The following is a 20,043-nucleotide window of genomic DNA, read 5'->3' as shown; positions in this document are numbered from 1 at the left end:
TTGCCTACTAGCTGACTCATGACGCCTTCACAAGATGTAGATACTGTAAACGTTCCCAACATCGACGCCGAAGAATATGGTAACTCAGACACCGATCCTCTTGATGAGTTACCAGGTGAAATCGAAATGTCTCTTTTCGACCATCTAGAAGAGTTGCGACAACGGATTTTCTATTCGCTGATTGCCGTAACGGTGGGCATTATTGGCTGTTTCTTTGCCGTTAAACCGATTGTTCAGTTACTTGAGGTTCCAGCACAAGGAGTAAAATTTCTCCAACTTGCACCCGGAGAATATTTCTTTGTCTCCCTCAAAGTGGCAGCCTACACTGGGTTCATACTTTCTAGTCCTTTTATTCTTTACCAGATTATCCAGTTTGTGGTTCCAGGACTGACTCGCCGCGAACGCCGTTTACTGGGGCCTGTGGTTTTGGGTTCGAGTGTGCTGTTTGGAGCGGGGTTAATATTTGCCTATTTACTGCTTATCCCCGCAGCGTTGAAATTTTTCATTAGCTACGGAGCAGATGTAGTCGAACAACTCTGGTCAATTGATAAATATTTTGAATTTGTGCTGCTACTGTTATTCAGCACTGGTTTAGCATTTCAAATTCCGATCATTCAACTGTTGCTCGGTAATTTGAACATTGTCTCGTCAGAACGGATGATTTCTGGTTGGCGTTACGTGATTATGGGAGCAGTGGTTTTAGGAGCCGTTCTTACACCTTCTACTGACCCTCTAACTCAAAGTCTCTTAGCGGGAGCAGTTTTAGCGCTTTATTTCGGTGGTGTTGGACTGGTTAAGCTTACAGGTAAATAACATAGAGAATAAATGTGATTATTTTTTATAACAAAGATGCCGAAAACCCTTGAGTAACAGCAATGTAGTTGCGTCTTCCGTACTTCAGGCAAGGGATGAAGGCGGATTTTGGTGTTTACGCCTGAGTAAAACATGGTTTAATAACCTTATCAGACAAGATTTAAAAACCTACTCCTGGACTGGGAGAAAGTTACGCCCGAAACAACTATAAGGAGATATCACTACGCACTTCTGTGCAAACGTGGTGAGCCTGGGAACCTGATAAATCAGGATATTAAAACAGTGATGTTTTAAGAATCCCCGTTGCTTTAGCACGGGAAGCGTCAAATCAGATATCAAAACCAGCATAGGCATCGTTTGTTTTTTATCTGACCTCAGTAAATTACGTTGATAACTTTTTTTTATTTACGAGGCGTTTAGCGCGTTTCTCCTCATACATTAGTTTGTCAGCCTGTTCTATCAATTGTTCTAGTGAAACATTTTCATTTAAGGCGCATTGCGTGACACCAACACTTATGGATAGTTGATAGGAGTAATTATGCTCTTGATTAAAGCGAGCAATATTTGCTTGCAATCGAGGATAAAATTCATCTGTATTTATGGACTCGATAGGAACTAATATTACAAACTCGTCTCCTCCTAGACGAGCAATAATATCCGAATCACGGAAGGTTTCTTTTAATAATTGGCCTGTGTCAACGATCATTCTGTCTCCTATTTCATGACCTAGAGAGTCATTAACCTGCTTTAAACCATCTATATCAACAAACAAAAGACAGCAGAACATTTGTCTGCGTTGAACAATTTTTAATTCCTGATGTGCCAGCCAAAAGAAACCACGTCGATTATATAGTCCTGTCAACTCATCAGTTAGGGATAGCTCCCTTACCTCTGCTTCAGCCTTCAGGCGTTCCTTAACTTCATGCTCTAGGCGTTCATTTTGTTCAATAAGTTCTTGGTTTTGCTGTTTGATGAGTAGCTGGTTTCTGACTCTGATTAGCACTTCAAGTTCTTGAAAGGGCTTGCTGATATAGTCTTGTCCACCCAGTTCAAATGCCAGCACTTTATTATTGATTTGATCAAGGGCGCTAATAAAAATAATCGGAATTTGATCTGTTGTTTTTGATGCTTTCAACTGTTGACAAACCTCATAGCCATTCATTTCGGGCATATTGATGTCAAGCAGAATCAGATCGGGCGGATGTCGAGAGGCAGCTTGTAATGCCATTTTCCCATTGAGCGATTTACGGATGATATAACCCTGCGACTCTAATATTTTGGTTAACAATCGTAGATTGTCAGGGGTATCGTCCACGATTAGGATATTGGTTTCCGAAGCGGATTTAAGTAAATTAGCCATAAGGTAAGGGTGAATGGGAAAAATTCTTAACAAATTACCAATTACTAATTACTCCTTAACCCTTGTTCGCGTAAAAGGGTATCACACCATACAGCATCTTCTGGTTTTAGGTATGGTACTGATTCTTTATTATAATCAATTGCTAAATAATATCTGGCGCGATTATATATACCATGTAATAAAGATTGCAAATCTACAATCGGTTCTGTATCTTCTGACTGTAACGGTAATGGAAATACGGGAATCGTTTCTCTGATGCTAAATCCGTATAATTTAGCTTGAGGACGTATTTCACTTCTGCTAACAATAATTTGATAATCTGTTACAGGAACTTCCCCTAAAAGTGACATGGGTTTTCCACTTCTGAGTAAATCAATTTCGATTAAGTGAGAAAGACTAGCTAAAACTTGTTTGCCTTTCAGTTCATACGCTTTTCTCCCTTCGCCTGGGCGTTTATTTTTATGAGATAAAACTTCGATAGAAGTCACCACAAAACCTGTAGAAACTTCTCGAATTTCTAAGTAATTTTCCGTAATAGGTTCAGGTAACGGTATCATTGATGATTCTAAATTAATTCTCTTCTTTTCCATTCCTTTTCCGCTTCTCTAAGCGATCGTCTACACACAAGTCTTTCTCAACGCAATTGTCTGTTTATCGGAGTAGCGCAAAAAACCTCACCCTGGTTATGCTACGCAAAACCTGTCCCTCTCCTTAATAAGGAGAGGGATGTCTGTCAGGACAGGGTGAGGTTTTCCAAGGGGTTATGCTACGCTTTCATCTCTCCCTCTCCTTAATAAGGAGAGGGATGTCCGCCAGGACAGGGTGAGGTTTTCCGTAGTATACTTTACGACTTTCCAAACATCCTCTAAGTTTGGGTTAGAATTGCGATCGCTTCCAGCTGGAAGTTATCTACCAGAGATTTCAGAGCATTGGCGAGAACTTGCTCCTGGTTGGGGATTTGGGCGATGAGATTGTAGAGTTTGGCATCGTTGAGATCCAGAGCTGCTTCCTGCACCTGAATAATCCACTCTGGCGACATTACTTGTAAATCTTTGGCGGTTAGGGATTTCTGAAGTAAGATTTGCTGGTCTAACCCTGGTAAAGCTTCTTCCTTGTAGCGGTAGCGGACTTCCAAGTAGTGTGCCATCCGATCAAATAGGATAGCTTCTGTAAATGGTTTGGTGATGTGGTCGTTGCAGCCTGCTTGAATGCTGGTGCTGTAATCTTCCTCAAAGGCATAGGCTGTCAATGCAATGATCACTACTTCTCTACCTCCCTCGCTCCCTCGAATTTGCCGGGTAGTTTGGTAGCCATCCATCACAGGCATTTGAATGTCCATCAAAATCAAGTGGGGATGCCATTCTGACCACAGAGCGATCGCCTCCTTTCCGTTCTCGACTCCACAGACATCGAACCCAACTAATTCCAATAGCCTGACGAGCAACAGACGATTTTCTCTCAAGTCTTCCGCCACCAGAATGCGATAAGTGGGCTGTCCCGGTTCCAGACCGATAACAGTGCGAGTCGTTTCCGGCGCAATGATATCCACTGAGCTTACCAGACTCAGTAAAACCTCACAAATGAAGGTTGACTTCTGATTCAGGGTGCTTCGCGCTGTAATATCACCACCCATTAAACGGGCAAACTGACGGCTAATCGATAAGCCTAAGCCTGTACCTTGAACATAGCGACCTGGTTCTGTTTGCGTGAAGGCTTCAAACACAGTCTCCAGATCGGACTGAGCGATACCACATCCAGTATCTTCAACTTCCACATGAAGAGTGATGACTCGTTTGGAATCATCGGTAGAAATTGAATCAAGTGAGTTGACGCTGCCGACTCTCCTAGTCAAAGCTTGGAATCGCAGGGTGACACTGCCTGTTGTCGTAAATTTGATCGCATTGCTTAATAGGTTGAGCAGAATTTGCAGCAATTTTGATTTGTCACCATACACATAGCGAGGAACGCTCAGATGCTGCTCTGTGATCAGATCAATTCCTTTCTCTAAAGCTTTGAGAGCAACCATATCTCTGGTCGAGTGGATTAGCTGATGCAAATCGAAAGAGCTTTCTGTTAACTCTAACTGACCCGCTTCAATTTTGGACATTTCCAGCACATCGTTGATCAGAGTTAGCAAGTGTTTTCCACTGCGGCTGATGATGCCTAAATCTTCTTGAAACTCAGATGGAATCTTCTCGTTGCGATTCATCAACTGAGTAAATCCCAAAATGGCATTTAGGGGAGTCCGTAGTTCGTGGCTCATTTTAGCGAGGAACTGGCTTTTGGCGCGGCTGGCGATCGCGGCTTGTTCTGCGGCTTGTTCTAGGGCGATCTGGGAAAACTCCAGCACTGCCAACATCAGCGTATTTCGCATCTCAGTAGCGGCTTCCAGTTCCGTAACCTCCCAAGGCAAAGAAGTTTCCCGCACGGTTTCCTTCCACATTTCAAAGGATTTCCGGGGAGACAATTGCATCTCTCCAATTTCGTTGATTGTTACCGTATCGTGGGGGTTGCCTGCCCAATTCACCGTCTGGATTTGCTCCGGTCGAAACCAGATAATGTGGTAAGACTTTTGTTTGACATGGTTGAATAAAATTGAAATTGCCAGGAGGCCGCTGGCTTGATCTTTGAATGCCTTAGCTTCTGGATATAAACGTGAGAGCGAATCGGTAGCAAGCACTCGTTCTCCCTTGTGTTGCACTAACCACGTCACCAGCTCCTGCACCTGGGTAGCGAATGGCGTTTGACCAATTAATGTCAGATGACCGTCAAGCAAAATCGCGGCTCCTTGAGCATGAACTAGATCCAGCAAGTGAAAAGTATTTCGGATCAACACTTGCTCAATAAAATTGAACTCCTGCAATAACGTCTGTTGCAATTCATCCTGAATCGCTTTCACCTGCCTTCGGTAAACATACAATTCTCGTTCTTGCTGATGCACCAGTTCAATCGAGGCAAACTGTCCTAAAAATTCACAGGCTTTGCGAATTTCATAATCCACTAGTTTCGGGCTGTAGTGGTGACAGGCAATTAATCCCCAAAGCCCTTTGTCGTTGATCAACGAAATCGTCATCGACCCAGCAACTCCCATATTCTGTAAGTATTCAATGTGACAGGGATACACTCCTCGTAACACAGAATTACTCAGATCAAGGGGTGTATCCGTCAGAGGATGGTTGGTGGGAATCAGGCAGACAGGGGTGTAATTCATATCGGGAATAAATCGCATCCAGTTGCGGCAAAACAACTTGCGGGCTGGCAGGGCAATATCTATTGCCAAATAGTGCAGTCCCAGGTAGCTTTCTAGATGCCTCTGTTTTTCCTCCGCAATCACCACGCCACTGTCGTCTGCCAGAAAGCAGTAGATCATAACCCGATCAAACCCAGTCATTGCTTTCACCTCTCTGGCAAGGGTTTGAGCCAGATTCTTCAGGCTAGTGGCATTACGGAAATTGGCGATCACGGCTTGCAGGCGCTGATAAGACTGGGTTGAATCGGTACTTTTGAGCGATCGCACAGGTTCTAGTTCCAGGATCAACCCATCTACCACCCGGTGCATTACACCTGTAAATGTCTGATTTTTCCGTTGCCAATCAGTCTCGGCAACCCTCCGCCGCGTTTTTAGCTCAAATGGATTGCAAAGCTCCAGGTTATCTTCAGCTAGATAGCCAGCAAGTCGCTGCACTTGATCGCCAGAAAACAACCGTTGTAAAGGTTTACCCAGCAATGCTTCTGCCGAAATCCCAAAAAACTGTTCCACATTTTCACTAATCTGCAAAATTCTCAGGTGTGGCTCTTGCAGCATCAGCAATATTCCATGCGGCTGAATATAACCGGGAGAATATACTGATTCATCACTGCACACTTCTAAAGCCGTCAGTATAGAGGTGAGTGAGGAAAGTGAGATCGGATTTGGTGATTGCATAACTGAAGTAAGCGATTTTGGAAATCAAAAGTTGTGAATCTAAAAATCGAAAAGTTTTTTTTCAAAAGAGCGATCGCCTAAGCTAAAACCTCTCTGAGAGAGTAGTTTTAGTCTTGGGAGTGGTTTTAAACGATAGAGAAGTTCTATTAATTCAGCCCAATAGAGATGTAGCGATGGGCAACGGAATTTTAGAGCAAGTTATGGTATTTTTGGATAAAAAATACTGTAATTATTCAGAAGTTTATTAATGTTAATGCAATGGTAGGTCATAATATCCATTCCGAAGCGCGATCGCCCAAATCTAGAGGAATGCTGACAGCTTTGCCGAGCCGGGGGCGATCGCGTGTTTGGGCAATAAAAATTTGTACTTGTGTTGACCCACCCAAGCCATGAAGATAATTGGCAATGCTATCAAGATGCTCTTGGTACTCCGCCTCGCTCAAGGGAAAAGAAGCTTGTTCCAGATATTTCCACATTACTTGCAAAAATATCTTTCCCTGTGCCCGCCGCAACTGGACATCGTAAGAATATCCCCACTTATCAAGCAACATCTGACGTAATTCCTGTCCTGTCATAGCTTTTCTCAATCAGATTTTACATTTAGTTATGATGTTAAGTTCCGTGACTCCAGTATGATAAGGATATAAAGAAATGTAATGCTAACAGAAAAGATGCTAAATATGTCTTGGAACTAAGAAGTATGGCATCCTTGTGAGCGCTAGCATTTCGACTTAGACAAGAGTTGCTCAAGTACTAGTACTGTTGTCAAAATGCTTAACAAAATACACAAAGAGCGCGTAGATTATGGCTCAATTTTCTGAATCAGCAGACGTGCCCGATATGGGGCGCCGTCAGTTCATGAATCTTCTCACTTTTGGGACTGTCACTGGAGTGGCTCTGGGTGCATTGTATCCCGTTGTGAAGTACTTTATTCCACCGGTAACTGGCGGTGCTGGTGGTGGTGCAACAGCAAAAGACGAGCTAGGTAACGATGTTAGCGTCAGTAAATTTCTCGAAAACCGGAATGAAGGCGATCGCAACCTAGTCCAAGGACTAAAGGGAGATCCCACCTATATTGTGGTAGAAAGCAAAGAGGCGATCAAAGATTATGGCATTAACGCCATTTGCACCCACTTAGGTTGTGTCGTCCCCTGGAACATTGCTGAGAACAAATTTAAGTGTCCTTGTCATGGTTCCCAGTATGACGAAACTGGTAAGGTTATTCGCGGACCAGCACCTCTATCTTTGGCTTTAGCTCATACCAAAGTAAACGACGACAAAATTGTTTTGACCCGTTGGACTGAAACCGACTTCCGCACTGGTGATGCACCTTGGTGGAGTTAATGAGTGCTGAGTGCTGAGTGCTGAGTGAGGGAGTGAGGAAGAAATAATCATGCCCTATGCCCAATGCCCCATGCCCAATGCCCCATGCCCAATGACTAATGACTAATGACTAATTCAATCGTTGCCCTTATTAGAGATGAGAAATGTTTTCTTAACAGCGAGGTTAACTCGCAGTGCTAGAGCGATCGTCAAAACATTGCTCATAGCGATCGCTACCGTGACATTTTACTTCACCAGCGATCTAGCCCTTCCCCAATCTGCTGCCGCCTATCCCTTTTGGGCACAGCAAACCTATCCCGAAACCCCCCGCGAACCAACCGGGCGGATTGTTTGTGCCAACTGTCACCTAGCAGCCAAGCCGACAGTTGTGGAAGTTCCCCAATCGGTGCTACCTGATACTGTATTCAAAGCTGTGGTGAAAATCCCCTACGATACCAGCGCCCAGCAGGTTGGTGCCGATGGTTCTAAAGTTGGCTTGAACGTCGGTGCTGTACTGATGCTACCTGAAGGCTTTAAGATTGCTCCTGAAGATCGTCTTTCCGAGGAACTTAAAGAAGAAGTTGGCGACACTCCCTTCCAACCCTACAGCGAAGACAAAACAAACATCGTCATCGTCGGACCTTTACCCGGTGAACAGTATCAAGAAATCGTCTTCCCAGTTCTTTCTCCCAACCCCGCAACCGACAAGAACATCCACTTCGGTAAATATTCAGTTCACGTAGGTGCTAATCGCGGACGCGGACAAGTTTATCCCACTGGCGAAAAGAGCAACAACACTGTTTACAACTCTTCCGCTACTGGCACAATTACCAAGATAGCTAAAGAGGAAGATGCAGATGGGAACGTCAAATATCTAGTAAACATCCAACCTGAATCCGGTGATGTTGTTGTTGACACGATTCCTTTAGGGCCAGAATTGATTGTTTCCGAAGGGCAAACAGTTAAAACTGGTGATGCTTTGACCAATAACCCGAACGTCGTCGGTGGATTCGGTCAAAAAGATGCAGAAATCGTATTGCAAGATTCCTCTAGAGTCAAATGGTTGATTGCGTTCATCGCTCTTGTAATGTTGGCTCAAGTTATGCTAGTGCTGAAGAAGAAACAGGTTGAGAAAGTTCAAGCTGCTGAGATGAATTTCTAATTTTTTTGTTCAATCATTATTTGTAGGACAGGCAAGATGCCTGTCTTTTTTTACGTTATTTACACAAAGCCTGGAAATTTGGGACTTGACTGCTAGTATTTGAACGTAAATGCTTTAAAAGAATAAACAAAATACACCTTTTTCAAAAAGAATTTATGGAAGAATAAGGGACTATACCCAATGATAGTTGTGCGGAAGAAAAGGTTGAAGATGAAGAAACTGTGCATGAGACTTAAATATTTATATCCAAATTCCCTTCGGGAAGATTATGTAATTAGTCAAAAATATTTATATTAACTTATGGAAGTCTCTAATGTTTATGAAGCTAATGAAGATGAAGGCATTATCCAATACCTCTGCCAAAATTAGAGGGTTAGGGGGAGACAAAAAGGCTCAATCCCTTGGATTACAATGGTTTCAGGCTTTTGAATTGGGCTTTAAGCCTATATCCCGAAACCCGCATTGTGTGGGCTTTCTAAAAAATTGGCGAAGGTATTGATATCCAAATCTGGATATTACATATAAAATTTCCGTACTGGAACTGGAGACACGACATGCATGGAACAGCTTTAGTTGTGGGCGCAAGTGGCATCATAGGCAGCTATCTTGCGCGGGAACTGATCGCGAATGGATGGACGACCTACGGGTTGGCCCGAAATCTTAGAAACGAGGTGCAAGGGTTACGCCCTGTTGCTGCCGATCTGCTCAATCTAGCTAGCCTGAAAACTGCACTGTCAGACATTGCCCCGACGCACATCTTCATCACGACGTGGATGCGTAATACGACAGAGGCCGAGAACGTCAGGGTCAACGGCACAATGGTTCGCAATCTGCTAGATGTTCTGTCACCGAAGGACACGGTGCAGCACGTCGCCCTCGTCACCGGACTCAAGCACTATCTTGGGCCATTCGATGCATACGCCAAGGCCGGATCGTTGCCAGAAACTCCATTGCGTGAGGAGCATCCGCGGCTCGATGTCGAAAATTTCTATTATGCTCAGGAAGATGAGGTCTATGCAGCAGCTGCCCGTGACGGTTTCACCTGGAGCATTCATCGCCCTCACACTATCATTGGAAAGGCGGTCGGCAATGCAATGAACCTCGGCACGACGCTGGCCGTGTATGCCGCGATTTGCAAGGAGACCGGACGCCCGTTTCGCTGGCCAGGTTCTGAAGCGCAGTGGAAGGGCATCTCCGACATGACCGACGCACGGGTGCTAGCGAAGCACCTAGTCTGGGCGGCGATGACCGAAGCGGCCCACAATGAGGCGTTTAACATCGTCAATGGCGACATCTTCCGCTGGATATGGTTGTGGGGGCGGCTGGCTGACTGGTTCGGCATCGAGCCTATCGGGTTCGACGGCACAATCCACCCGCTCGAAGCTGAAATGGCGAATGAAGATGCTCTCTGGCGCGAGATCGCAAAGCAGCATGGCCTCGCCGAGCCGGATCTGAGCCGTCTGTCGTCTGCGTGGCACACCGATCTTGATCTTGGGCGTCCGATTGAGGTCATGACCGACATGTCGAAGAGCCGCAAACTCGGCTTCTCTATATACCAAAAAACGGACGAGTCGTTTTTCGACCTGTTCGAGCAACTACGCGCAGATCGGTTGATCCCGTAGAACCTCCGTGGGTGGCACTAGTAGGGTTTTATGGGTGCTGAATAGCAGAGCAATTAATTATGGATTTGAACTAACACCACGAATTACAACAATTCCTGCAATGCCAGTAAGTATCCAGGAAACACACGAATTTCTCAAAAAGATAATTCCTAAAACTAGTGTTGCTCTTGATGAAGGCGCAAAGGATCGAGCGGAGGGAATTGTTGCTAGAACAATTTCTAGAAGTGCGATCGCAAAGCTAAGATTTGAAGATTATGAACGCCATGCTGCCAAATGTCGCAGTCAGTAAAATGTCAGTTTGGCTAAAGAATTCAGATGCTAAATTTAATCTAGCCCTAGTTGAGTTGAGGTACTAGCCATGACAGCCTCGGTAGAGTATATCCCTGTTACCCCAATTGAGTACCCAGATGAGGACGGTAAGCCGATGGCTGAAGGTGATTTACAGCGCAAGTGTCTCGTATACGCTACCACTGTGCTGGAAATTTATTTCCAAAATCATCCAGATGTATACGTCGCTGGTAATCTATTTATTTACTACGAAAAAGGTTATCCAGAATCAGCTGTTGCACCAGATGTATTTGTGGTGTTTGGAGTGGAAAATCATGATAGACGATCTTACAAAACCTGGGAAGAAAATAATCAAACCCCAGATTTTGTTCTAGAGATTACCTCAAAAACTACCCGCAGTAAAGACCAAGGTGCAAAGAAAGGAATTTACGCCTTTCTGGGAGTAGGTGAATATTTCCAATATGACCCTACAGGCGATTATCTTAATCCCCAACTCCAGGGTTTACACTTGGTCGATGGTAATTATTTCCCAGTGGCAACTAAAGATTTGACAGCATTTGACAAACCCTTACACAGGCTAAGGCTTGCTCTGTTGTTGGTAAAATAAACGCTCCTTACTATTAATATAAGGTGGACAGTGACCACCTTACTACTGTTGATTACTTTTTGTGAAGACTATAGCGGACGGTAAACGCGATAGTTGATTTCAGGGAAGATATTATCCATTAATTCGACTTTTTCTAGCCAACCACTATCAATTTTGCCGATTTTCACGTCTTCGTAGAGCTTATTGAACCGCATCAAGTGCGATCGCGTCCGTCTGACTGCATAGGGTACCATTGTTCCCGTCCGCATAATAAAAGCCCAGTCAGAAGATTGTGCTAATAACAATTCTCGCGCTGCTTGGTTCAATGCTTTCCACCCCAACTCATCCTCTGGTTCCAGGTGTGAGATTTCAATCATCCGTTCAGCAGCTTTGTGCAAATGTGGGTAAATCCACGCATTCGTTTCATTCAACCAATACTCGTGGAAACCCTTAAAACCCCAACTCGACTGCGAAGGACGACAGACTTGTTGCGTTGGCTGATCCCGCAAATAGTCTGCTAAATGGGTCATTTGATATGTTCCTTGGTCATACCACGACTTGCGGAATAGGTAATCGAGGAACCAGGGTCCTTCATACCACCAATGTCCAAATAACTCTGCGTCATAAGGCGAAACGATAATTGGCGATCGCCCCATTAGAGCATGGAGATTCTCCGATTGCCGCTCTCGGTTATACATAAAGTTAGCAGCGTGTTCTGCTGCTTTTTCCTTAGCCCAATAGGGATCGTAGAGTGCCTTATCTGACAGCCCTAAACCACGTCCAGTAATTTTGTGATACTTAATCCCCGTATTTTTCCGTTGACCATTGGGCATGATGTAGGGCTTGATGTACTCATATTCTGCTTCCCAGCCCAAATCTTTATAAAATTCTCGATATTCCGCCGCTCCAGGATAGCCCACCTCAGAAGACCATACCTGTTGGGAAGATTCCTGATCTCGACCAAAGACAGCAACACCAGTTTCTGTATAAATTGGGGCATAAGTACCAAAGCGTGGACGGGGACGGGCGTAAAGGATGCCATGCCCATCGGTGAGGAAGTAGCGTAACCCAGCATCCGCTAGCATCCGGTCTAAACCTTCATAGTAGGCGCATTCCGGCAACCAAATGCCTCTGGGTGCTTGTCCAAAGGTTTGTTCGTAATGTTCGCACGCTACCTGAATCTGTGCCCACACTGCTTCTGGATACATTTTCATCAACGGCAAATAGCCGTGGGTAGCGCCGCAAGTGATGATTTCCAGGTTATTACTGTCTTGGAACTTCTTAAAAGCTGTCACCAAGTCACCGTTATAGCTTTCCCATAGCTGACGCGCTTCCTTAAACTCAGTAGCATAATGTTCGGCTAAATAACGAAGATGCCCATTATTGACATTATGTTCTGCTTCTAGTTCTATAAGTTTTTCTAGTTGGGCTAAGTGTGCTTCATAGCGTTCTTGAAGCAGAGGATCGCGAAGCATCGACACTAGGGGCGGTGTCATACTCATCGTGATTTTAAAGTCGATACCGTCTCGCTTTAAGCCTTCAAATACTTTCAATAAGGGGATGTAGGTTTCTGTGATGGCTTCATAAAGCCATTCTTCCTCCAGCACGTAGTCACTTTCCGGGTGACGAACGAAGGGTAGATGTGCGTGGAGTACAAGCGCGACGTAGCCGATAGCCATAATGATTTTGGGGTGATACTTGTAAGTTGAAGGTCGAGAGGTTGGGCAGAAATCAACAATATTTTAAGACTTTATGGGGATCGTAAGGTAGATTTATAGCAGTTTTAAATTTAGTTAAAATGGATTTTCTATCTGACACCGTTGCCCTATCGCGGATGCAGTTTGCACTGACGGCAATCTTTCATATGCTATGGCCTGTTCTGACCACTGGGATGGGGATTTATCTGGTTATTGTCGAAGGAATGTGGCTAAAAACACGCAATCCTGATTATTACCACCATGCTCGTTTCTGGGCAAAGCTATATGTGTTGAACTTTGGCATTGGTGTAGCATCCGGCTTGCCGATGGAGTTTCAATTTGGCACGAACTGGGCACCGTTTTCGGAAGCGGTAGGCGACTTTTTTGGTAGCATTTTAGGTTTTGAGGCTTCGATGGCATTCATGCTAGAAGCCGGATTTCTGGGCATTATGCTGTTTGGCTGGGAACGGGTAAACCCGGTGATTCACTATTTTGCCACAATTATGGTTGCCTTTGGCGCAAACCTATCTACCTTCTGGATTTTAGCAGCAAACTCTTGGTTGCAGACTCCAGCAGGCGGAGAAATGGTAAATGGGAAGTTTGTTGTAGATGATTACTTTCAGGCAATCTTAAATCCCTTCATGGTCAACAGCGTCTCGCATATGTTTTTGGCCACGCTGGAAACTTCTCTGTTTGTGATTGGGGGAATTAGCGCCTGGTATATTCTCAATAACCGTCATCAGGCTTTCTTTGCGCGATCGCTCAAAATTGTCTTGGCAACTGCGATCGCTGTCACCCCATTACAAATCTATATCGGACACCTCAGCGCCGAGCAGGTAGCTGACTATCAGCCTACCAAACTCGCGGCAATGGAAGCCAAGTGGGAAACCTCTCCTGCTGGTCAGCCTGCTCCCTGGAGTGTAGTGGCATTGCCCAATAATCAGACCGAGCAAAACGACTGGGAAATCTCAATTCCCAACGGCTTAGGCTACATTTTAGAATTCAAAAAGAACCTCTCTAAACCCGTTCTCGGACTGAAACATTGGAAACCTGAAGATCGCCCCCGGATGGTGGGTTTGATTTATTACGCCTTCCGCATGATGAGCGGCATTGGCTTCTTTTTAGCTGGATTGATGGGCCTCAGTGTGATTCAGTGGTTGCGGGGTAAACTCTCATCAGAGGCGATCGCCCAGCAGAAATGGCTACTGCGAATCTGGATTTTGGCGGCTCCACTGGGCTACATTGCCGTCGAATCGGGGTGGATTGTGCGTTGTGTTGGGCGTCAACCTTGGGTGCTTTACGGGCAAATTCGCACGGCAGATGGAGCTTCCCATCTACCTGCTAGTGAGGTCTTAACATCTCTGGTGATTTTTGCTGGAATTTATACAGCCCTGTTTATTTGTGCCTTATTCTTTGGTAGTCGGATCATTCGTCAAGGCCCGAATCTGGAGCTTCCGGTTCCAGGTATTGACACTCAACCTGCGGTAGAAACTACTCCGGCTAAATTTGTTCCAGATCAACGCCCTGTTGAAGCAGAGCAATGAAGAGTGCTGTTAGCGGATAGCTAGGGTTTAGCCCGTGCTAAGTATGGTAAATCAATAGGTAACTGTATGGAGAATCTAGAACACTTTTTAGCGCAGGTCTGGTTTGTCATCTTGGCTCTGTTTTTATTTCTCTACGTCATGTTAGACGGGTTTGATCTAGGCGTAGGCATCCTATCGCTAACTAGTTCCAATGACGACCGACGCGACATCTTAATGACGAGTTTGGGTAATATTTGGGATGCAAATGAAACTTGGTTGGTATTAATGGGAGGTGCGTTGTTTGGGGCATTTCCTCTCGCTTATGGCACCATTCTGAATGCGCTCTACATTCCCATTTTTGGGATGATCTTTGGCTTGATTTTTCGGGCTGTGGCCTTTGAGTTTCGAGAGCATTCTACGAACAAAATGTTTTGGAATGTGGCGTTTGGAGTCGGTAGTTTCATGGCGGCGCTGTTTCAAGGATTTGCCTTGGGGAGCATTTTGGAAGGCATTACGGTGGATGAAGCGGGTCACTTTATCGGCGGCATGTGGGACTGGCTTGATTGGCGATCGCTCTTGGTTGCCTTGACATTGATCCAGGGTTATGTATTGATTGGCTCCACTTATCTGATCTTAAAAACTGAGGGAGAACTGCAAACGTCTCATTACCGCACAGCCAAACTCGCTGCCTGGACAACTCTGTTAGGTGCAATCTTAATCACGATCGCCACCCCTATTGTGTATGAAAATGCCAGGGCAAAGTTATTTCACCAGCCGGAAGTGTATCTATTCTCACTCATTCCAGTGCTAGGTGTGTTGCTGATTGGGTTATTGATTAGAAGTCTAAACCGCAAAGAAGAAACTACTCCCCTCGTTTGGACAGTACTGCTTTTCCTACTTACCTTTGTGGGGTTAGGATTAGTTGTTTTTCCCTATATCATCCCCCCAGGCATCACCATTTATCAGGCAGCCGCAGCACCTAGTGCATTAGTCTTCATGATTATCTTCATTGGCTTTCTTATTCCCATTATGTTGTTTTACAACATCTACAATTACATTGTGTTTCGAGGGAAAGTGGCAGGCACACATTATTGAAAATAAGTTTTCGCCAGAATTATCCAAAAAAACGCTGAACTCGAACACCAAAACCTGGTAAAAGTGGTGATGTGATTTCGTCATCAGCCAGCAAGGTTGCAATCAGTTTTAATTGGGCAGCTTCTCTGCGATAAACTTCTAGCTGCTGTAATTGCCAATTTGCAATCCAATATTCTTGAACTCCTGTGGATGAGTATAGTTTGAGCTTGGCTTCTGTGTCTTAGCGTTCGTTGGTTGTCCCAGGAGAAAGCACTTCTGCAATCAGTTCTGGCGCTCCTCTCAAATGCCCTTGGTCATCTAGCAATAGTGCTAAACGCTCATGACTAATCCAAACTACATCCGGTATGACATTATCCGCATCTGTAAAAATTATACCGGGAGCTTGACGGGTTTCCCCCAGCCCACTAGAGCGAGACCAAATTTGTAACTCTAAGCATATATTTCCCGTAGTCCCTTGATGTCTCCAGTGAGGCGCTCTAGTTACAAATAGTTCTCCGTCAATAATTTCATAGCGCTTCCATTCGTCAGTTGTGAGTAATTCTAAGTCTGAGGTTGTCCAACGGACTCGATCAGATATTGTTTGGTTCATAGCACTATTTTTCCATGCCTAGTTTAGAGATAAAATTCTATTTTCAGAATATTTGCTCAGGATCAATACCTGTGGCTCGTAAGCGTTCTGCCAATTTTTCAGCCCGTTGGCGTTCCTGTTCTAATTGTTGATTCGCTTGCTGCAATTGTTGATTTGCTTGTTGCAACTGTTGGTTTGCTTCTTCTTCTGGCAATATTACCAGCTGCCCATCTGGGGTAAAAAAGCGTAATTTACCAGACTCAACTCCTAAATACATATCTAACTGCTGACTCCACAACCAACCCAACTCAGTGGGAGCAAGTTCTTGATATTGGCCATCAACTATGTGAAATCCCTGCAATTCTAGGTTATTTGGATCAAACCAGAAGTAATCAGGAGTGCGAAATGTATTCTGGTATATTTGCTTTTTCAAACCTTTATCAACTGAGGCAGTGGAATCCGATAACATCTCAATTATCACATTGGGATATTTACCATTTTCTTGCCAGACAACCCAGCTTTTGCGGTCTTTTTTTTCTGTATCTAAAACCACAAAGAAATCAGGGCCTCGAAATTCTTCTGATTTTTTCTGGTTAGGGCTGAAATAGATAGTCAGGTTGCCGGTAGCATAAAAATCCTGGCGATCGCGCCACCACCATTTAATCAGGCGGATCAGTAAATCAATTTGTTCTCGGTGCAAATCAGATTCCAACGGGGGTTCGTCACTATAAATGTCGCCTGGTGGGAAAATTATACTCTCAGTGACAGCTTCTAAACTAGAGGTGGTGGCAAGGGGCAAAGACATAGAAGATAGTTTTTCTGTTTGTATCCATGCTATCGTGACAAACTTTTATATAGAAGTTCTCACTTGAGTGAGGTCAAGAACCCCACCCCCAACCCCCCTCCCCGCTTGCAGGGAGGGGGTTATGATGTACTAGGAAAGGAAACGCTATAGAGAAGTGCGACACCGAACAGCCCGTCGTAGACATCGCATTGCTTATTCCTCATCCCGATATAACTCTTGCAAGTCTTGTAACTGAGTCTTTCGGGAAATCCGGCGATACTTCTTACTTTCTAGCTTGGGTTCGTATTGACTCTGCCCTTTGCCTTTGCTTTTGCTTTTTAACTTCAAGCTGGATTCTGGATCAGCTTGTTGATGCAAATGAGTTTCATGAGCGATCGCAGCGTCCAAAAATTCTAAATAATGTTCATATCGTTCCCAGTCTCCGCGCACCGCACACTCAGGCTCATCTCGATGCACACAATCACTAAACCGACAGTTAGCAATTGCCAACCGCTTTCTGGCTTCCGGGAAATAACGGATTAATTCTTCTGGGTTACAATTCATGTCAGGCTGATTAAAGCCGGGAGTATCTGCAAGCAAACCACCTTCAGGTAACTCAAATAATTCTATATGACGAGTGGTATGACGACCACGAGCCAGTTTGCCAGAAACTTCTCCGACTCGCAGCTTGGCAGAGTCAATCAGCGCATTAATCAGGCTAGATTTACCAACGCCGGAAGGCCCAGCAATTACAGTAATTTTATTGCTCAAATATCTGGCTGCTTGCTCAGTATTTATACCATCTTGAACACTGATAAATATCGGTTGATAGCCCCAACTAAGTAGGCGATCGCTAATTTGCTGCTGTTCTGGCGGTGAAATTAAATCACTTTTATTCAAGCATAAAAGCACATCCAAACCAGTAGACTCAGCCTTAATTAGAAACCGACTTAGCTGGTAAGGTTCCAAAGGTGGATCGGCGACGGCAAATACCAAGAGGATTTGGTTCACATTGGCGATCGCTGGACGATCTAACTCACTTTGGCGGGGTAAGACATCAGCGATCGCACCCCGTCCCCCAGCCCAATCTGGCTCTTCTACCACAACGCGATCGCCCACCATCACCTGTTGCCCAATTTTTTTCAGGCGGGTTCGGCGAGTACACAGGAGAAGGGGAGTCAAGGGGGCAGGGGGGAAGAGGGGCACAGGGGCATTCAAATCCAGTTTCTCCTCTGCTCCCCGACTCCTCTGCTCCCCATCCTCTTGATCTAGCTGTACTCGGTAAAAATTAGCCTGTACAGCAACCACCGTACCCAATAACTGTCCAGTTGCGGTAAAATTTTCCCCTGTCATTCAACAACTGGACGGCGCACTAACAGAGAAAAATAACTAGTGTAGTCTGTAATTTGTTCCACCTGATAACCTGCCATTGTCAGACTATCGGGAACCTGCTCAATCGGCTCACCTGGGTCTAGCCAGACTTCTAGCAAACCTCCCAATGGCATTTTCTCCAGACGTAGTTTTGTCCGCACAAAATTAATTGGGCAAGGGGTGCCGCGCAAATCAAGTTGAGCATCGGGAGTTAAAACAGAAGAGGGCTTCATTATTACTTAAATAGATTTCCCAAGAATCCTTCTAGACCGCCTTTACCAGTGCGATCTCCCTTAATTTTAGCCAGCTTCTCCAACAGTTCCCTCTCCTCTGGGGTGACTTTGTTGGGAATATCAATTAATACGTTCAGCATATGATCCCCACGACTGACGGGATTACCCAAACGGGGTACGCCGCGATTTTCCAACTTCATCACCGTATTCGGCTGGGTTCCAGCTGGAATAATCAATTCCACCGGACCATCTACCGTATCTACCTCAAACCGACAACCTAAAATCGCTTGCAGGTAGCTAACTTTGATTTCCGAGAGAATATTAATTCCATCCCGTTGGAATTCCTCGTCCTCATTCACGAACAAGTAAACGTACAAATCCCCAGGAGGACCACTACGTTGACCAGCATCTCCTTCACTAGAAATCCGCAAGCGTGTGCCATTATCCACCCCGGCGGGAATGGTAATTTTGAGTTTCTTTGTAACTTGATTTGCGCCTTTACCATCACACGCATCACACTTATCTTCAATTACCATCCCTGTCCCATTACAGGTGGGACAAGTCGAGACTTGGGTGAAACTGCCAAAGGGTGTTCTGGTGACACGACGGACTTGACCCGATCCCGTACAAGTGGAACAAGTCCGAGGGCGGGTTCCAGGTTTAGCACCAGAACCGCTACAAACTTCACAATTTTCTAAATGGGAAATGCGAATTTCTTTTTCACCGCCAAATACTGCTTCCCGAAAGTCTAACTTCAGGTCTAGCCGCAGGTCATCACCTCTGGCAGGTCCACTGCGCCGTCTTTGTTGAGTGGGACTACCCATACCGCCAGCAAAGCCACTAAAAATGCTTTCAAAGATATCGGCAAAACCGCCCATATCGCCGACATCTTGGAAGCCCGCGCCAGCAGCACCAGACACACCCTCTGGGCCAAAGCGATCGTAACGAGCGCGGGTTTCTGGTTCCGAGAGTACCTCATAAGCGCGGTTAATCTCTTTAAAGCGATCCTCCGCCCCGGGTTCTTTGTTCACATCTGGGTGATACTTCCGGGCTAAACGGCGATAGGCTTGTTTGATTTCTTCTTTGTCGGTGTCACGAGAGACACCCAGGATTTCATAATAGTCGCGGGCCATATAGCAAAGGTAAAAGTTAGAAGGAAGAAAGCAGAAGGTGAGCCAGACGCGCAGAACAGGGGGTTTCCCCCATGAGCGACGGGCGTTCGCCCTTGGCGTGCCGGAGGCATCACCCGAAGGACAGTAGAAGGTCACTCACGGTCACTTGCTACCCTGTGGGAAGGCGTTATGCCTAAAGCTCTGGAAGAGCAATGCAGTGTCCTTCAGAGGACGGCTTGCCGGAGGTCAGGCAGAAGAGAAAATTAATTTTTGTTAATAACTGATTTTACCCTTTACCTTTCACAAAAATCACCGACAAATCTTGAGCAACAGGTGCTTTCCTCGTGGGAGACGACAAAAGCGATAGAAGTTAGGAACAGGGGAAGCCTCTGCTCAGACTTCTCACTGCCGAGTCGGCTGTCTCTTTTACAATTGTGCTACGTAGGAGAGGAAAACCTCGCCCATCAACCAGAGGGGCTAGCCGCACCATTAGGTGTGGAAAACCACCCATTGCTTTCGATTGCATCTGAACTGGCATAGTGCCTAGCCCAAAGTAATTTGCTTCTACAATCTAGCAAAGC

Annotated in this window: 18 protein-coding genes and 2 pseudogenes; 9 read left to right on the top strand and 11 right to left on the bottom strand. The window is 45.3% G+C overall.

Annotated elements, in window-relative coordinates:
* Positions 1–18 precede the first annotated feature (18 nt).
* Complete coding sequence (tatC, locus tag V7K31_RS20100; protein ID WP_335096394.1) at positions 19–813, top strand: twin-arginine translocase subunit TatC; 795 nt, start codon at positions 19–21, stop codon at positions 811–813.
* 382 nt (positions 814–1,195) lie between these two features.
* Here tatC and V7K31_RS20095 read toward each other — a convergent pair whose 3' ends face one another.
* The 4 genes from V7K31_RS20095 to V7K31_RS20080 all read right to left on the bottom strand — a co-directional run bounded on the left by V7K31_RS20095 (position 1,196) and on the right by V7K31_RS20080 (position 6,673).
* Positions 1,196–2,173: a GGDEF domain-containing response regulator gene (locus tag V7K31_RS20095; RefSeq protein ID WP_335096392.1), complete on the bottom strand. Its 978-nt coding sequence runs from the start codon at positions 2,171–2,173 to the stop codon at positions 1,196–1,198.
* A 44-nt stretch (positions 2,174–2,217) separates the two neighbouring features.
* Positions 2,218–2,763, bottom strand: a complete 546-nt coding sequence (locus V7K31_RS20090; RefSeq protein ID WP_335096390.1) for a DUF4058 family protein — start codon at positions 2,761–2,763, stop codon at positions 2,218–2,220.
* Positions 2,764–3,038: 275 nt separating this feature from the next.
* Positions 3,039–6,098, bottom strand: a complete 3,060-nt coding sequence (locus tag V7K31_RS20085; RefSeq protein WP_335096388.1) for a response regulator — start codon at positions 6,096–6,098, stop codon at positions 3,039–3,041.
* Positions 6,099–6,364: 266 nt separating this feature from the next.
* Positions 6,365–6,673, bottom strand: a complete 309-nt coding sequence (locus V7K31_RS20080; RefSeq protein WP_335096387.1) for a DUF3067 family protein — start codon at positions 6,671–6,673, stop codon at positions 6,365–6,367.
* 229 nt (positions 6,674–6,902) lie between these two features.
* Here V7K31_RS20080 and petC point away from each other — a divergent pair, with 229 nt between their 5' ends.
* The 5 genes and pseudogenes from petC to V7K31_RS20055 form a co-directional block, all read left to right on the top strand.
* A complete protein-coding gene (petC, locus tag V7K31_RS20075) occupies positions 6,903–7,442 on the top strand; it encodes a cytochrome b6-f complex iron-sulfur subunit (RefSeq protein WP_334829058.1) in 540 nt (179 codons plus the stop codon).
* Between the two features lie 136 nt (positions 7,443–7,578).
* The gene (petA, locus tag V7K31_RS20070; protein ID WP_335096385.1) at positions 7,579–8,583 is read left to right on the top strand and encodes a cytochrome f; all 1,005 of its coding nucleotides are present in this window, start codon (positions 7,579–7,581) and stop codon (positions 8,581–8,583) included.
* 554 nt (positions 8,584–9,137) lie between these two features.
* The gene (locus V7K31_RS20065; protein ID WP_335096384.1) at positions 9,138–10,205 is read left to right on the top strand and encodes an SDR family oxidoreductase; all 1,068 of its coding nucleotides are present in this window, start codon (positions 9,138–9,140) and stop codon (positions 10,203–10,205) included.
* A 34-nt stretch (positions 10,206–10,239) separates the two neighbouring features.
* Positions 10,240–10,494, top strand: coding sequence for a hypothetical protein (locus V7K31_RS20060; RefSeq protein WP_335096383.1), 255 nt, complete (start codon positions 10,240–10,242; stop codon positions 10,492–10,494).
* Positions 10,495–10,563: 69 nt separating this feature from the next.
* Positions 10,564–11,022, top strand: a pseudogene (locus V7K31_RS20055) (Uma2 family endonuclease); the annotation flags it as partial.
* A gap of 10 nt (positions 11,023–11,032) precedes the next feature.
* Here the strand turns inward: V7K31_RS20055 and V7K31_RS31920 are convergent.
* Entirely contained in the window at positions 11,033–11,098 is a 66-nt protein-coding gene (locus tag V7K31_RS31920) for a DUF6888 family protein (RefSeq protein ID WP_442941340.1), read from the bottom strand.
* 70 nt (positions 11,099–11,168) lie between these two features.
* Entirely contained in the window at positions 11,169–12,758 is a 1,590-nt protein-coding gene (locus V7K31_RS20050; RefSeq protein ID WP_335096381.1) for a glycoside hydrolase family 57 protein, read from the bottom strand.
* Positions 12,759–12,877: 119 nt separating this feature from the next.
* On the opposite strand from V7K31_RS20050, the gene V7K31_RS20045 reads away from it, so the two are divergent.
* Positions 12,878–14,320 carry a cytochrome ubiquinol oxidase subunit I gene (locus tag V7K31_RS20045; RefSeq protein WP_335096380.1) on the top strand — a complete coding sequence of 481 codons (1,443 nt, stop codon included), beginning with the start codon at positions 12,878–12,880 and terminating at the stop codon, positions 14,318–14,320.
* 66 nt (positions 14,321–14,386) lie between these two features.
* On the top strand, positions 14,387–15,394 hold the full coding sequence (cydB, locus tag V7K31_RS20040; protein WP_335096379.1) for a cytochrome d ubiquinol oxidase subunit II: 1,008 nt from the start codon (positions 14,387–14,389) through the stop codon (positions 15,392–15,394).
* Positions 15,395–15,413: 19 nt separating this feature from the next.
* Here the strand turns inward: cydB and V7K31_RS20035 are convergent.
* The 5 genes and pseudogenes from V7K31_RS20035 to dnaJ form a co-directional block, all read right to left on the bottom strand.
* Positions 15,414–15,983 (bottom strand): annotated as a pseudogene (locus V7K31_RS20035) (Uma2 family endonuclease).
* A 43-nt stretch (positions 15,984–16,026) separates the two neighbouring features.
* Positions 16,027–16,767 (bottom strand): Uma2 family endonuclease, encoded by a 741-nt coding sequence (locus V7K31_RS20030; RefSeq protein WP_335096377.1) that lies wholly within the window; start codon positions 16,765–16,767, stop codon positions 16,027–16,029.
* A gap of 192 nt (positions 16,768–16,959) precedes the next feature.
* Positions 16,960–18,099 (bottom strand): small ribosomal subunit biogenesis GTPase RsgA, encoded by a 1,140-nt coding sequence (rsgA, locus tag V7K31_RS20025; protein ID WP_335096376.1) that lies wholly within the window; start codon positions 18,097–18,099, stop codon positions 16,960–16,962.
* Positions 18,096–18,350 (bottom strand): sulfurtransferase TusA family protein, encoded by a 255-nt coding sequence (locus V7K31_RS20020; protein WP_334829077.1) that lies wholly within the window; start codon positions 18,348–18,350, stop codon positions 18,096–18,098. The genes rsgA and V7K31_RS20020 overlap by 4 nt, the downstream gene beginning before the upstream one ends.
* A gap of 2 nt (positions 18,351–18,352) precedes the next feature.
* Entirely contained in the window at positions 18,353–19,483 is a 1,131-nt protein-coding gene (gene dnaJ, locus V7K31_RS20015; RefSeq protein ID WP_334829079.1) for a molecular chaperone DnaJ, read from the bottom strand.
* Between the two features lie 249 nt (positions 19,484–19,732).
* Between dnaJ and V7K31_RS20010 the strand changes: the two genes are divergently transcribed.
* Positions 19,733–20,002: a hypothetical protein gene (locus tag V7K31_RS20010; RefSeq protein WP_335096375.1), complete on the top strand. Its 270-nt coding sequence runs from the start codon at positions 19,733–19,735 to the stop codon at positions 20,000–20,002.
* The last annotated feature ends 41 nt before the right edge of the window (positions 20,003–20,043 follow it).

It is taken from the genome of Nostoc sp., from assembly GCF_036917675.1.
Lineage (GTDB): Bacteria > Cyanobacteriota > Cyanobacteriia > Cyanobacteriales > Nostocaceae > Nostoc.
The sequence above is the reverse complement of the archived record's forward strand: the minus strand, read 5'-3'. Positions and strand labels throughout refer to the sequence as shown.

Coding starts and splice junctions, on each gene's coding strand:
- petC (WP_334829058.1), top strand. CDS start 6,903: ATGGCTCAATTTTCTGAATCAGCAGACGTGCCCGATATGGGGCGCCGT.
- V7K31_RS20050 (WP_335096381.1), bottom strand. CDS start 12,758: ATGGCTATCGGCTACGTCGCGCTTGTACTCCACGCACATCTACCCTTC.
- V7K31_RS20065 (WP_335096384.1), top strand. CDS start 9,138: ATGCATGGAACAGCTTTAGTTGTGGGCGCAAGTGGCATCATAGGCAGC.
- V7K31_RS20095 (WP_335096392.1), bottom strand. CDS start 2,173: ATGGCTAATTTACTTAAATCCGCTTCGGAAACCAATATCCTAATCGTG.
- V7K31_RS20045 (WP_335096380.1), top strand. CDS start 12,878: ATGGATTTTCTATCTGACACCGTTGCCCTATCGCGGATGCAGTTTGCA.
- petA (WP_335096385.1), top strand. CDS start 7,579: ATGAGAAATGTTTTCTTAACAGCGAGGTTAACTCGCAGTGCTAGAGCG.
- V7K31_RS20090 (WP_335096390.1), bottom strand. CDS start 2,763: ATGGAAAAGAAGAGAATTAATTTAGAATCATCAATGATACCGTTACCT.
- V7K31_RS20080 (WP_335096387.1), bottom strand. CDS start 6,673: ATGACAGGACAGGAATTACGTCAGATGTTGCTTGATAAGTGGGGATAT.
- rsgA (WP_335096376.1), bottom strand. CDS start 18,099: ATGACAGGGGAAAATTTTACCGCAACTGGACAGTTATTGGGTACGGTG.
- dnaJ (WP_334829079.1), bottom strand. CDS start 19,483: ATGGCCCGCGACTATTATGAAATCCTGGGTGTCTCTCGTGACACCGAC.
- V7K31_RS20085 (WP_335096388.1), bottom strand. CDS start 6,098: ATGCAATCACCAAATCCGATCTCACTTTCCTCACTCACCTCTATACTG.
- V7K31_RS20030 (WP_335096377.1), bottom strand. CDS start 16,767: ATGTCTTTGCCCCTTGCCACCACCTCTAGTTTAGAAGCTGTCACTGAG.
- cydB (WP_335096379.1), top strand. CDS start 14,387: ATGGAGAATCTAGAACACTTTTTAGCGCAGGTCTGGTTTGTCATCTTG.
- V7K31_RS20020 (WP_334829077.1), bottom strand. CDS start 18,350: ATGAAGCCCTCTTCTGTTTTAACTCCCGATGCTCAACTTGATTTGCGC.
- tatC (WP_335096394.1), top strand. CDS start 19: ATGACGCCTTCACAAGATGTAGATACTGTAAACGTTCCCAACATCGAC.